At 58.3% G+C, this 12864-nt stretch carries 12 protein-coding genes and 2 pseudogenes; 8 read left to right on the top strand and 6 right to left on the bottom strand.

Annotated features, from left to right (window positions below; translation table 11 throughout):
- The first annotated feature begins 2 nt into the window (after nucleotides 1–2).
- The 4 genes from B5527_RS30785 to B5527_RS30770 all read left to right on the top strand — a co-directional run bounded on the left by B5527_RS30785 (nucleotide 3) and on the right by B5527_RS30770 (nucleotide 3294).
- A complete protein-coding gene (locus tag B5527_RS30785; protein WP_079607636.1) occupies nucleotides 3–1265 on the top strand; it encodes an acetate/propionate family kinase in 1263 nt (420 codons plus the stop codon).
- Nucleotides 1266–1301: 36 nt separating this feature from the next.
- The gene (locus B5527_RS30780; protein ID WP_245332330.1) at nucleotides 1302–1616 is read left to right on the top strand and encodes a response regulator; all 315 of its coding nucleotides are present in this window, start codon (nucleotides 1302–1304) and stop codon (nucleotides 1614–1616) included.
- A gap of 461 nt (nucleotides 1617–2077) precedes the next feature.
- A complete protein-coding gene (locus B5527_RS46745) occupies nucleotides 2078–2938 on the top strand; it encodes an integrase core domain-containing protein (RefSeq protein ID WP_245332329.1) in 861 nt (286 codons plus the stop codon).
- 134 nt (nucleotides 2939–3072) lie between these two features.
- Entirely contained in the window at nucleotides 3073–3294 is a 222-nt protein-coding gene (locus B5527_RS30770) for a DUF3734 domain-containing protein (RefSeq protein WP_245332328.1), read from the top strand.
- Between the two features lie 50 nt (nucleotides 3295–3344).
- On the opposite strand, the gene B5527_RS46740 is transcribed toward B5527_RS30770, so the two are convergent.
- From B5527_RS46740 to fixL, 5 genes and pseudogenes are all read right to left on the bottom strand, one after another.
- Nucleotides 3345–3557 (bottom strand): hypothetical protein, encoded by a 213-nt coding sequence (locus tag B5527_RS46740; protein ID WP_079607635.1) that lies wholly within the window; start codon nucleotides 3555–3557, stop codon nucleotides 3345–3347.
- A gap of 72 nt (nucleotides 3558–3629) precedes the next feature.
- Nucleotides 3630–4319, bottom strand: coding sequence for a helix-turn-helix domain-containing protein (locus B5527_RS30760; RefSeq protein ID WP_079604863.1), 690 nt, complete (start codon nucleotides 4317–4319; stop codon nucleotides 3630–3632).
- A 117-nt stretch (nucleotides 4320–4436) separates the two neighbouring features.
- Nucleotides 4437–4831, bottom strand: a pseudogene (locus B5527_RS30755) (response regulator transcription factor).
- Between the two features lie 78 nt (nucleotides 4832–4909).
- Nucleotides 4910–5527, bottom strand: a complete 618-nt coding sequence (gene fixJ / locus B5527_RS30750) for a response regulator FixJ (protein ID WP_079604862.1) — start codon at nucleotides 5525–5527, stop codon at nucleotides 4910–4912.
- Nucleotides 5517–7049 carry a sensor protein FixL gene (gene fixL / locus B5527_RS30745; protein WP_245332327.1) on the bottom strand — a complete coding sequence of 511 codons (1533 nt, stop codon included), beginning with the start codon at nucleotides 7047–7049 and terminating at the stop codon, nucleotides 5517–5519. The genes fixJ and fixL overlap by 11 nt, the downstream gene beginning before the upstream one ends.
- Nucleotides 7050–7332: 283 nt before the next feature.
- On the opposite strand from fixL, the gene B5527_RS45850 reads away from it, so the two are divergent.
- Nucleotides 7333–7707, top strand: coding sequence for a universal stress protein (locus B5527_RS45850; protein WP_079604860.1), 375 nt, complete (start codon nucleotides 7333–7335; stop codon nucleotides 7705–7707).
- 92 nt (nucleotides 7708–7799) lie between these two features.
- Nucleotides 7800–8225 carry a CBS domain-containing protein gene (locus tag B5527_RS30735; RefSeq protein ID WP_079604859.1) on the top strand — a complete coding sequence of 142 codons (426 nt, stop codon included), beginning with the start codon at nucleotides 7800–7802 and terminating at the stop codon, nucleotides 8223–8225.
- A gap of 64 nt (nucleotides 8226–8289) precedes the next feature.
- Here the strand turns inward: B5527_RS30735 and B5527_RS30730 are convergent.
- Nucleotides 8290–9018 (bottom strand): annotated as a pseudogene (locus tag B5527_RS30730) (CBS domain-containing protein).
- Between the two features lie 171 nt (nucleotides 9019–9189).
- Between B5527_RS30730 and B5527_RS44715 the strand changes: the two are divergent.
- Complete coding sequence (locus tag B5527_RS44715; protein WP_154072620.1) at nucleotides 9190–9342, top strand: hypothetical protein; 153 nt, start codon at nucleotides 9190–9192, stop codon at nucleotides 9340–9342.
- Between the two features lie 163 nt (nucleotides 9343–9505).
- Entirely contained in the window at nucleotides 9506–12199 is a 2694-nt protein-coding gene (locus B5527_RS30725) for a bifunctional acetate--CoA ligase family protein/GNAT family N-acetyltransferase (protein WP_079604858.1), read from the top strand.
- The last annotated feature ends 665 nt before the right edge of the window (nucleotides 12200–12864 follow it).

Genomic DNA, 12864 nt, shown 5'->3' with positions numbered 1-12864 from the left:
ACATGGAAACGATCCTCGTCGTCAATGCGGGCTCGTCGAGCCTCAAGTTCCAGGTGTTCGCGCTCGGAGCCCTCTCCGACCTGAAATGCCTGATCAAAGGCCAGATCGACGGCATCGGTAGGCGGCCGCGGCTGCGCGCCCAGGCAGCCGACAAGAGGCCCTTGATCGACCAGACCTACACGCCCGACCAAGTGATCGACCTTCCGGCCGCAATGCATGCCGCCGGTGCCTGGCTGCTCGAGACGCAAAAGGTCGAGCTCGTCGCTGTCGGCCATCGGGTGGTCCATGGCGGGCCAGACTACGACCGGCCGGTGCTGGTCGACGCGAAGGTCCTGGCGGACCTCGAGCGCTATGTGTCGCTGGCGCCGCTGCATCAGCCGAACAACTTGGCGCCGATACGGGCGCTGCTGGCGCGGAGGCCGGATTTGCCGCAGGTCGCCTGCTTCGACACCGCATTTCACCGCGGGCATGATGCGCTCGCCGACCACTATGCCATCCCGCAACGCTTCTATGCGGAAGGCTTGCGGCGCTATGGCTTCCACGGCCTCTCCTACGAATATGTGGCAGAGCGGCTGCGCCAGGTCGCCCCGACCGTCGCCGACGGCCGCGTCATCGTCGCGCATCTTGGCAGCGGCGCCTCCATGTGTGCGCTCGACGGCGGCCGTAGCATCGACAGCACGATGGGGTTCACGGCGCTCGACGGGTTGCCCATGGGTACCCGTTCGGGACAGCTCGATCCTGGCGTGGTGCTCTACCTGATCGGCGAGAAGGGTATGACGGCCGGCGAGGTGCAGGATCTGCTCTATCGCGAATGCGGCCTCAAAGGTCTGTCCGGCATTAGCAACGATGTGCGCGAGCTTCAGGACAGCGCCGATCCGCGCGCCGCCTTCGCGATCGAGTATTTCGTCACCCGGGTCGGATTGTATGCCGGCATGCTGGCGGCGGCGCTCGGCGGCATCGATGCCTTTGTGTTCACCGCCGGGATCGGTGAGAACTCGGCGACGATGCGGGCGCGCATCGCCGACAAGCTCGCCTGGCTCGGCGCTGCGCTCGATCCGGGGGCGAATGCGGTCCCGCAGCTACTGATCTCGCGGCCCGACAGCCGCGTCGCGCTTTACGCAATCCCCACCGACGAGGAACTGATGATCGCGCGCCATACGCTTTCCGTGCTGTCACATAGTCCTGTTTCCGCCCAACAGCGAAGGCAATTTGTTGATGACTCAGCCTGCACCGAAGATTACCAAGCAAGTCATCCTCGTCGTTGATGACGACGAGGCCGTGCGGGATTCCCTCAAAACAGGATGAAGAGTGAGGGCTTCGAGGTGCGCGCCTTTTCCAATGGCCACGACTTGCTCAACGAAGCGAGCCTGCCTGCGATTGGGTGCCTAGTCGTTGACTACCACATGCCCGCGATGAATGGACTGGAACTGGTCAGCGCGCTGCACGGTCGGGGAGTTTCGATCCCGGCTGTTCTCATCACAGGGAATCCAACCGAATATGTGCGCGACCGAGCCGCAGCAATTGCGGTTTTGGTCGTCGAGAAGCCGTGGCTAGGAAGCTATCTGCTGGTTTGCGTCCGTGAGGCAGTTGCGAAACATGCACAGTGGTTGTCGTAGGGCTTCCCGTATTCCGTTCCCTAATATAGCTGCTCAACTATTCGGATGCCCTTGAGCTCGCAATCATCCGCCCTCTCCCAATTTTTTGCGACCTGCAAGAGTTGTTACATCAATAAACTCGAAGAACTAAACTGCCACTTCCGGGTTTGTGCACCTTTGGGACATGCCGACGGACTCACAGAATGTCTGTTTGTCGGGGTAGACTGGAAGTGATTAACGCACTGGCGAAACGGCCCTTTTGACCCTGTCCCTGTCGCAAACCCAATCGGGCTGACAACTGAGGCAGAATCACGCAATCTTTCTGTCCTATGCGGAAAGCTTGCAGCCTTGTTTGGATGGCGTTGGTCGGGTTGTTCCGGTCACGAGCTTCGCTGGCAGCCGAGATCCTGGTCCTTCGGCATCAGACTAACGTACTGCGACGGAATTCGCCGAGGAGGCAGACCTTCCGTTCGGCGGACCGTTTGCTCTTTGCCGGGGTGTATCGATTGGCCCCAACGGTCCTAAACGCTCTGGCGATTGTGAAGCCAGAGACCGTCATAAAATGGCACCGTGCCGGGTTCAGATCGTACTGGAGCTGGAAGTCGCTGCGCGGCGGTGGCCGACCAACCGTACCGCCGGAGATACGCAAGCTTATCCGCGAGCTGAGCATTGCCAATCCGCTGTGGGGAGCGCCGCGGATCCATGGAGAGTTGCTCAAGCTCGGCATCGATGTCGGACAGACGAGCGTAGCCAAATACATGGTCAGGCGACGAGACCCGCCGTCCCAAGGCTGGAGGACGTTCCTCCGCAATCACGCGGACGGGATCGCTGCGATGGATATGTTCGTCGTGCCGACAATCTCGTTCCGCCTGCTCTATGGATTGCTGATCATGGGGCACGGCCGGCGACATATCCTGTGGTCTGGCGTCACAGCGCATCCAACCGCAGAATGGATCGCAAATCAGGTCACGGAAGCATGCGGCTGGGAACAGGCTCCCCGCTATCTCATTCGTGACCGGGACGGCGCCTATGGTGAGGTCTTTATCCGCAGACTCCGATCGATGGGCATCCGCGACCGACCAACATCGCCGCGTTCCCCGTGGCAAAACGCATATGCCGAAAGGCTGATCGGTTCGATCCGACGGGAATGCCTTGACCACGTTGTTGTGTTCGGCGAGCGACACCTCCGTCACATACTGTCGTACATGAATTATCACAACAAGATACGGACGCATTTATCTTTGGAGAAAGATGCGCCGATCTCCCGCGCCCTCGAACTCGCCGGGCACATTCTTTGCCGCCCAATTCTCGGCGGGCTACACCACCAATATGTCCGGATTTGATTTGCGACAGGCACACGCCTCGGCCTCGTGTCCAACACGCCGCTGCAGTGGGTGATTGAGAACGATCCCCGCCGCAAGGACACGCTCGCCTTCCAGGTCGATCTTTGGAGCGCACAGGCGCAGCCTCCGCGCAAATGGCGGAAGTCGCCACGCGTCAGAAGGAGATCCAATTTTCGATCCGCACGCGGGCGAGCACCGGCCAGTTCAAGAGCGTGCACAGAGTACAGCGTGCCCTTGCGGCCCTGCTGCGCAGACTTCCTGCTGATCTTGAGGAGAACGATGATTTGAAGATTGAGCGCGCTGAGCTCAGTCAAGAACTCAAAGACTTCATTGCTTATCACTCTCTCGGGACTTAGTCGTGAGGGAAATCGGTGTGGGGTCCCGACGCCGATCGAGGCGGCGTAATTTAAGACGGGAACTCCGTTTCGGCTATTCGAACGCGATCCGCATGAAGGGACCAGTCCTTTACGTTTTCGATCTCACAGAATTTGGTCTTCGCCACGTCTCCCGCAGACGCCTGATTTGAGGCTTCGATTTCAAGCTCCCGTTGGCAAATTTCCCTTTCACATCCATTTTCTCCGAGAACGTCCTTCATGAACCGAGCAATATACCGTGTCATAGCATTCTCCTTTTTCGTTGCGATGTTCCGGTACAAGATAGCGCACATTTTTCTGACGCGCTTACTAAGGCGTCACGCATCCATGTTCTTGAGACGCTGGCGATTGCGAAGAACGATCTGACGGGCGCCGGAAAATCCGAGCACACCCTCGTTTTGCAGCTGAGAAAGCGCCCTTGAAACCGTTTCCAGCGTAAGTCCCAGATAATCACCGATATCTCGGCGGCACATCGGCAGCGCCATCATGCCGGCGACGGCAAGGCGGAGATCCATCTCAAGAAGGAAATTCGCGACGCGCTCCATCGCGTTCTTCCGTCCGAGAAGCAACATATGATCTTCCGCGTGCCGGAGATCGCTAGCCGCCATGGTCCAAAGCTTTTGCGCAACCTTAACATCGGTCCCTGCCGCCTGTTCGAGAATGCGGCGCTTCACCAGGCGCACGGTGGTATCGATGACGGCTTCCGCTGCGAGCCGGTGGGCTATTCCCGATTCAAGCCCGAAGACGTCGCCCGGAAGATGAAACGCGCCGATCTGGCGCCGTCCGTCAGAAAGCAGCTTGTAGGTCCGAACAGCGCCGCGGATTACCTGATAAACATATTCCGCCGGCTCATCTTCGCCGTAGATTTCCTCGTCTTTCCGGTAAGAAAACTCGGTAGCGACCAAGCCTGCATGCCCCGTAATGGCACAAAAATGGTCCGAAGGGGAGTAAGCAACCGGAGCAACCTTGTTACCGATAATTGAAGTATTGAGCGATTGGGTGAGCATGAGCCATCTCCTCTGCGGCGGATGGCCAACTACTATGCCGAGCAGTCGAACATGAAAATTCGTTCGATATCTTAGGGGATGCTCCCTAAGTAGTTTAGCGGAGGTCGCCCCGAACGCTCAACGACTAACGGGCTGACCTTCCCGAATGGCACCTCGAACGTGGGTTACCAGACTCTCCTCAAGATGAGGCTTCAACAGGACATGGTGTATCCCTGCTGCCGTGGCCTTGGCCGAGATATCATCGTCGGGGTAGCCCGTAATCAGAACTATTGGCGTGTCGATGCACGGTTCCGCAAGCGCTGCGCCAGGTCGATGCCGCTCATGTTTGGCATCTTGTAATCGATCACGAAGCAGCCAGCTCCCGCTGCGGCGACCGCGTCCAGCAATGCCGATCCGCTTTTAAAGGCTCCGACGTCGAATCCGTCGGTCTCAAGTACAAATCGCAGCGAATTGAGGGCGCCAAAGTCGTCATCGACCACGTATACAGTCGGTTTTGCCGGTGACAAGGAAATCACGGGGCCCTACGAATGTTGGAGGCTAATGATGCTCGTTCATTCAATATCATTGTGAGTGCCCGAGCTTGATCTAGCTCAATCCTTAATCGCGCCGGCGCGCATCGCAAGCCGCACAAGTTCCGACAAGCTGCCGGCTTGCATCTTGGTCATCACGTTTGCCCGATAAACTTCTATGGTGCGGGGGCTGATGTCGTACTCCTTTGCAATCATCTTGTTAGGGAATCCCGCGATAAGGCCCTCCATGACCTGACGTTCCCGGGGACTGAGACTTGCAATTCGCGATGCGATTTCGAGTGTAACCGCTTCGCTCTTTAAACTAGACTCCGCCTTCTTGAGCGCCGCGTCGATCATCCCGATCAGCCGATCGTCCTCAAAGGGCTTTTCGATAAAATCCACGGCGCCCAACTTCATGGCCTCCACGGCGAGCTGGATATCGCCGTGTCCGGTCATGATCACGACCGGGAACAGGCGAGGGCTTGCTTTTAGGCATTTCAGGAGCTCGATACCGTCGATGCCTGGCATGCGTACGTCGGAGACGACGCATCCAAATTCGATGTCGGACAGCGTATTGAGGAAATTCTGAGCGGACTCGAACAGCGTGACGTTAAAATCGGCGCTGCCGAGCATGAAATCCAAAGAATCCCGCATGGCCGCGTCATCGTCGATGACGTAGACCTTTCCCCTATGTGGCATCTGTCACCTCGCTTGATGCGGCGGGCAGCGTGAAGCGAAAAGTTGCGCCGCCCGAATCGTTGGATTCGGCCCACATCTGGCCGCCATGCGCTTCGACAATCGAGCGGCTGATGGATAGCCCAACGCCCATGCCGGTCTCCTTCGTTGTAAAGAAAGTCTGAAATAGATTTTGCTCTACGTCATCATGAAATCCGGGCCCAGTATCGGAAACCGCAACCTCGATAGTATCATCCGCGACCAAGGCATTTGACGCGATCAGCTCGCGGCGCGGTGAGTGGGCCATCGCCTCCAGCGCGTTGCGAAACAAATTTACCAGAACCTGCTGGATCTGAACCCGATCCACCAGCACCAGATCGTGTTTCGGATTGAGATTAAAGCGAATCTGGACCCCTTGCTCGCGGGCACCAGCCAAACCGAGCGCACCGGCTTCTTCAATCAACTTGGAGAGACTTTCGACGCGTTTCTCGGATTCTCCTCGCGAAACGAAATCGCGAAGTCGCCGAATAATTTGGCCGGCGCGAATTGCCTGTTCGGCGGCGCGATCCAAGGCGCTTTCGATCTTCGCCCTGTTGGGGTCGGAACTTGCAGCAAGAAGGCGACGCGACCCTTTCATGTAGTTGCTGATGGCGGCGAGCGGTTGATTGAGTTCGTGTGCGAGCGCGGACGCCATCTCTCCCATTGCGCTCAAACGTGAAACGTGAACGAGTTCTGATTGCAGTTCCTGAAGTCGCGCTTGCGTTTGCTGATGTTCCGTCAGATCGCGGACAAAGCCGGTGAAGTAGGGCACTCCGCCGGATTGCATTTCTCCGATCGAAAGATGCATCGGGAAAGTCGTCCCGTCCTTGCGTTGACCGGTTACGATTCGTCCGATGCCGATGATATGCCGCTCGCCCGTGGCCAGATACCGTGTCAGATAACCGTCGTGGCGCGAACGATCCGGGTTCGGCATCAGCATGCTGACGTTTTGGCCGATCGCTTCACCTTCGAGATAGCCAAATTGCCTTTCGGCGGCGCTGCTAAAGAACTGCATGATGCCGCTCCGGTCGATGACAATCATTGCGTCAGGGATGGTCTCCAGGATCGAACGAAGGTGACTCTCCCTGATTCTCAGGGCCTCTTCGACTTGCTTCTGATCATCAATATCGATCACTAACCCGCTAAGGTGACGGGGTACCCCTTCTTCGTCCCGTACGACGCTTCCGCGTGCGCGAACCCAACGGTGCAATGGTGACCGGCCGTCAACATGGTACTGCATGTCGAAACTGCAGCCGGTCTCAACCGAGCGCCTCACGGCTTGATCGGTACGCTCGCGGTCCTGCGGTTCAAGCAGTGAAAGGAATAGTTCGTAGCTGAGGGGTAGGTCCTTAGCGACGCCAAAAAGGCTCCTGGTGATATTCGACCAAAACAACCTGTGCGTCAAAAGATCAAGATCCCAGATACCAATGCCGGATCCTTCGATGCCCAGCCGAAAACGTTCCTCGCGCACAGGATCTTCGAACGCTGAATGGGGCGTGGTGGTCACGTCCGCTTTCTCTTCTGACAGTTTGACAACACACGTTCGGCTGGCGCTGCAGCACATCGCCTGCCTGGCGGGCCTCTCAATATGCTCCAAACTGGGGCGTTCGCTCAAGTGAGAACAGGCAGCTTCCGTCGGTCGGTTAATCACGCATCGCTGCCGTTTTCTTCCTACAATTCCGCAATCCCCGGCTTTATCGCTGCAGCTGGGCGGAATTCTTTGATCTATCTCATTTCACCCTTCAGCTTGAGGCCTAAGAGCATGGATCAATTTTAGCAAGGAGTGATTGATGACCTATGCGACAGTGATGGTCAGCCTGGCGCTCGACCGGTCAAATGACACCCGCCTCGAGATTGCTGGGCAGTTAGCGAAGCGGTTCAACGTCGTCGAAATTGCCGAGGACGATGTCCATCGCCCTGCGGAATTGTCAGGGGTCAATGATGTAGTCGCCTGGTTGTCACGCCACGGCGTGGTTGCCTCGGGGCAGGCGCCTAGCGAGTGCGGCGATGTTCCGACGCAGCTTGACAGGATCGCGTCGGAGCTCGGCGCCGGTCTGATCATTGCCGGCGCTTACGGTCATTCGCGGCTTCGCGAATGGGTTTTTGGCGGTGTGACGAAAGGTCTCGTCAATCCCTCTGGTCGCTGCACGCTACTGTCGCGTTGAAGCTGGCTGAAATTGACCTTGATCAAAAACACCTTCGGGAAAGCGTGGTGAAATAACATTTAAATTCCTAGTGGAACCGAGCGGATCGCGCTTTGTACAAGTTTCTTGAACAAGTAACTGCCGATGCGATGACGCGAGACGCCAAGACGGTGTCGCCGGGGGTCACGCTACGCGAACTTGGCGATTTGTTTGAGAAAGAAGACTTTAATGCTTTCCCGGTCGAAGAAAACTCGCAAGTGGTTGGACTGGTTTCGAAGTTCGACTACCTTGCAAACTTCGTCTTTACCCCGTCCCACATGGTCCCGCGCTACGACGATCTGATGAAGCGAACCGCCGCGGATATCATGACCCCAGAATTCGTTTATGTCCGGACAGAAACGAAGTTGACCAGGGTGCTTCAACTCATGGTCGATCATCGATTGAGAAGCTTGCCGGTGATTGAAAAGGGCCAACGGCTTGCCGGCATCATTTCACGCGAAGACGTGATGCGTTCGTTGCAGCGCTGCGCCCAGGCATAGCCCCATGGCGCCCGGTGTATCGGGGAACGTGCATCCTATCCCTTCGATGCCGGTTGGGGCTCGATCAGCTCGCCTTTGCCAGACCCTCGTCTTCCGGAGAGTTCAGGTACATCCCGGCGTGGTGTCGACCCAGCACAGATGATCGTGAACCTTCTTCACTCCGGTAACGTTCTCCGCGGCGACAATGGCGGCCTGGCGAGAATGCTCCTCGCTGATGACGCCGCTCAAATGGACGATTCCGTCGCGCACGACGACGCTGAGGCCGACCGGACACCAGTCGTTCTTTTCCAATGCATCGAAGACACGGTTGCGAAGGTGATCATCGTCGGCGGTCGGGTCGGGAACCTCGCGGGCCAGGCTCGCTACCGCCTGCAACAGATTGGCACGCGACACGATGCCGACGATTTTATCGCTTCGCGTTACCGGCAGCCGTTTCATATTGCGCTTTTCCATCAGCTCGACAATTGCTTCGAGCGAGGTGTCCTCGGTCACGGTAAGCGGCTCCGGCGTCATGATGTCGGCCACCTTGCGACCGTGCTCGTGAACGAAATCGGTTGCCGATTTACCGGGGCCGACGATGAATCTCAGCCATCGGCCGCGCCTGCGCTGGGTGCCGATCTCGGAACGGCGAATGAAATCGCCTTCCGATACGATGCCGACGAGTTTGCCGGCCCCCGTCGACCACCGGCGGCCCGCTGACATGCCGCCGCAGCGTGGTGTTTGCGGCGTCGACGATCGTGGTCTCCGGTGTGACGGTGATGACCGATCGGGTCATGATCTGGTGGGCGCGCATCGGGCCCCCGAGGGTTCGATATTGCAACTGATTTTGGAAAGCTATGTCAGCCAGAGCGGCGCGATTTGACACAAGTCAAAGACGGTCGGGGTCCCTTCGCTTGATGCAGCTCAATATGAACCCTGGGGTAAGCTCATATCATCCAGAATGGACGCCAACCCGGAGGTCAACATGAACGAGCTTTCCGAACCGCGTGCCGCGATTGTCGAGCAACCGGCGGCCGATGCGACTGCGCAATTCGCGCATGCGAACAACCGCGCCCTGGATTGGTTGTTCGGTGCGCAGAAGGGCAATACTCGAGGAAATCGTATGCGCTGGCAATGAGGTGGTGGATCGGACGCGAACCGAAACGCACCTGTTCTCCGAATTCGTCATCGGCCAGCTACCGTGCTGGGTTATGCTGTCGCGCTAGACGGCCCGACGACGCAGCAGAGCGCCGTTAAGGCTGATGAAATCCAACGCAGGCGCATGCCGGGCAATTGAACCGATGTCGAACTATCGTCTGAACAATCTGCTCTCGCCCCGCTCGGTCGCTCTGGTCGGGGCGAGTCCGCGTCAAGGCTCCGTCGGGCGGGCCATCCTTGGCAATATTCTCAAAGAGAAATTCAAAGGCGAGTTTGGGTTAGTCAACAGTCACTATACTGAGATCGACGGCGTTGTCGCGGTCAACAGTCTCGGCAAATTGCCGTTTGTGCCCGAACTTGTGGTGGTCACCGCGCCGGCATCGGAAGTGGCAGGCATCATCGATCAGGCTGGAAGGCTCGGCACAGCAGGCGCTTTGATAGTCAGCGCCGGCCTTGGCCATGGTGCGGGGTCGCTGGCGGATGTGGCCGAACGCGGCGCGCAAAAATATGGAATGAGGCTGATCGGGCCCAATTGCCTTGGCATCATGATGCCGGGCGTAAGCCTCAATGCAAGTTTCGCCGCGCGCATGCCGGGGCGGGGACACCTGGCACTGATCTCTCAATCGGGTGGGATTGCTGCGGGGATGGTCGAGTGGGCGGCGCAACGCGACGTAGGGTTTTCCGGAATTGTTTCCATTGGTGACCAGCTCGACGTCGATGTTGCGGACCTACTTGACTATTTCGCGCTTGATACAAAGACCCGGGCGATCCTGCTCTACATCGAAGCGATAAAGGACGCCCGCAAGTTCATGTCCGCGGCGCGCGCCGCCGCCAGGATCAAGCCCGTCGTGGTCGTCAAATCCGGCCGTATGGCACAAGGCGCGAAGGCCGCCGCGACGCACACCGGCGCGCTCGCCGGTTCGGACGCGGTCTATGATGCCGCATTCCATCGTGCTGGCATCCTGCGGGTATCTGATCTTCGCGAATTGTTCGACTGCGCCGAGACACTTGGGCGTGTCGAAAAGCCTCCGGGAAAGCGGCTGGCGATCCTGACAAATGGCGGCGGCATCGGCGTCCTTTCGGTCGATCGGCTTGCCGAGTTGGGCGGTATCCCCGCTGCGATCACGCCCGTCATTCGCGAGAAGCTCGACGCGGTCCTGCCGCCGACCTGGTCCGCATCAAATCCCGTCGATATCGTCGGCGACGCAGATCCGGGGCGCTATGCGGCGGCGCTCGAGCTGTTGCTGGCCGACCCGAGCAACGATGCGATCCTAGTGATGAATGTTCAGACCGCAATCGCTCCGGCTGACGACATTGCCGCTACGGTGATCGCCGTGGTCAATAAATACCGCCAACAACGCCTCGGTTCAGCCAAGCCGGTGCTTGCGGCTTGGGTTGGCGCAGACCAGAAGATCGGCGATCAGCTGAGCGGTGCCGGCATTCCCAACTATCCCACCGAAGACGATGCGGTGCGGGGTTTCATGCATCTGGTAAGGCATCGCGAGCTGGTGGAGGCATTGGCGCAGGTTCCGCCGGCCATGCCCAGGGAATTCACGCCCGATGTCGATGCCGCACGGCAGATCGCTGCCGCGGCGCTTGCGGATGACCGGAAGTGGCTTGACCCGGTCGAGGTCAAGCGGTTGCTTGAAGCATATGGGATCGCGACGGTGCCGACCTTTGCGGCGGCCGACGCCGATCAAGCTGTCGCTCATGCTTCGGTGCTGTTCGCGCAAGGAGCCACCGTAGTGCTCAAGATCATGTCGCGCGACATTGTGCACAAATCCGACGTCGGCGGCGTCGTGCTCAATCTGACTAATGCCGATGCGGTACGTGCAGCGACTGCCGAGATCCTCGGGCGGGCGAAGGCGCTTCGCCCGCAGGCGCGAATATCCGGCGTTATCGTGCAGGCGATGGTGGTGCAGCCCAAGGCCCGTGAGTTGATTGTTGGCGTTGCCGACGATCCGACCTTTGGCACCGTTATCGTGTTCGGCCGCGGCGGCACCGCCGTGGAGATCATGAACGACAAGGCGCTGGCCCTTCCGCCTCTTGATCTGCAACTGGCCCGTGACCTGATCGAGCGCACCCGCGTCTCGCGGCTACTTCGCTCCTATCGGGATGTACCCGCGGTCAAGCCGGATGCCGTCGCGATGGTTCTGGTGAAGCTGGCGCAGATGGCGGCGGACATACCTGACATCCGCGAATTGGACATCAATCCGTTGCTGGCGGATGAGACCGGCGTGCTGGCAGTCGACGCCCGCATCGCCGTCGGGTCAGTGGCGAGAAAGTTTGGCGGGGCGGGCCCTGGCAACTTCGCAGTGCGGCCATATCCGTCGCAATGGCAACGCCACATCGAGGTGAATGACGGCTGGCGGGTTATTGTGCGCCCAATTCGCCCCGAGGATGAACCGCAGATCCACGAGCTTTTGCGGCACGTCACCAGCCAGGATCTACGGCTGCGGTTTTTCGCGCCAATCAAGGAGTTCTCCCACGAATTTATCGCCCGTCTGACGCAACTCGACTATGCCCGCGCGATGGCCTTTGTCGCGTTCGAGGAAGGTACCAACGAGATGGTCGGTGTGGTGCGGGTTCACTCTAATTCGATCTACGAAACTGGCGAGTACGCGATCCTGCTCAGATCCGATCTCAAAGGCAGGGGGCTGGGCTGGGCATTGATGCAGTTGATTATCGAGTACGCGAAGTCCGAAGGTCTCAAGGCGATCTCGGGCGACGTCCTTCAGGAAAACACGGTGATGCTGCAAATGTGCCGGGAACTTGGTTTTGAGGTGAAGACTGATGCCGTCGAACACGGTGTTTGCAACGTAAAGCTCACGCTTTGAACCGACCGCCAACGCAAGAAGCCGCGGAAATAATCGAAAGTGAAAACGTTCCGCGATTGTGGCGTTGCGCTACGCGCATGTTGCTAAACGAGCGGCCACGTAAGCTTCTTCATTTTCTCGAACCAATAGTTGGGCACTCCGTACATCGGAGTTGAGGCAGCTGTCGGTTGAGATGGTCCCCTGCAAAGGTGGATTTTATCTACGTCGAAGGGAGAGGCACAACAAGGAGCGCTGGCGGGATATCAACAGTTACTGCTTGTTACCGGCGCTTTCCGATGGTCGGACGCGATTGGCGGGGCAATGCTGAGTAAAAACTCCCTGATGTGAGGTCTAAAATTCCCTGATATGCTGCGAGAAATTCCCTGTTCCTCGTCATAGGGAATTATGCGAGAAGTGGCTGCAGCAGGGGGGGTTCTTGCTGCGCTTTTTGCCTCAAACGGCCGAAAATCAAAAAAATCCCTGTTAAATTCCCTGATAACAGGGAAATTCCAGTAGAGACTGGTTCGCATATGACTGCGCACACCACCAAGCTTTTCAAGCACTTAGCCATCTGATCGACGCGAAACCAACCGCGTTTTGCAGCTCATTTAACAGTTTTGGTTCTCTTTTCGAGCTTCAGCACCGCTGCTTCTGACGCCGCGCTTGCGCAACTTCCGAATGGTCAA

This window comes from Bradyrhizobium erythrophlei, assembly GCF_900129425.1.
Taxonomy (GTDB): Bacteria; Pseudomonadota; Alphaproteobacteria; order Rhizobiales; family Xanthobacteraceae; genus Bradyrhizobium; species Bradyrhizobium erythrophlei_C.
Note: the sequence above shows the minus strand (reverse complement) of the source record. Positions and strands in the feature narration are given on the sequence as shown.

What these genes read in the sequence shown, in the direction of transcription:
- B5527_RS30785 (WP_079607636.1), top strand. Translation starts at nt 3, where the DNA reads ATGGAAACGATCCTCGTCGTCAATGCGGGCTCGTCGAGCCTCAAGTTC.
- B5527_RS30780 (WP_245332330.1), top strand. Translation starts at nt 1,302, where the DNA reads ATGAAGAGTGAGGGCTTCGAGGTGCGCGCCTTTTCCAATGGCCACGAC.
- B5527_RS30770 (WP_245332328.1), top strand. Translation starts at nt 3,073, where the DNA reads ATGGCGGAAGTCGCCACGCGTCAGAAGGAGATCCAATTTTCGATCCGC.
- B5527_RS46740 (WP_079607635.1), bottom strand. Translation starts at nt 3,557, where the DNA reads ATGACACGGTATATTGCTCGGTTCATGAAGGACGTTCTCGGAGAAAAT.
- B5527_RS30760 (WP_079604863.1), bottom strand. Translation starts at nt 4,319, where the DNA reads ATGCTCACCCAATCGCTCAATACTTCAATTATCGGTAACAAGGTTGCT.
- fixJ (WP_079604862.1), bottom strand. Translation starts at nt 5,527, where the DNA reads ATGCCACATAGGGGAAAGGTCTACGTCATCGACGATGACGCGGCCATG.
- B5527_RS45850 (WP_079604860.1), top strand. Translation starts at nt 7,333, where the DNA reads ATGACCTATGCGACAGTGATGGTCAGCCTGGCGCTCGACCGGTCAAAT.
- B5527_RS44715 (WP_154072620.1), top strand. Translation starts at nt 9,190, where the DNA reads ATGAACGAGCTTTCCGAACCGCGTGCCGCGATTGTCGAGCAACCGGCG.
- B5527_RS30725 (WP_079604858.1), top strand. Translation starts at nt 9,506, where the DNA reads ATGTCGAACTATCGTCTGAACAATCTGCTCTCGCCCCGCTCGGTCGCT.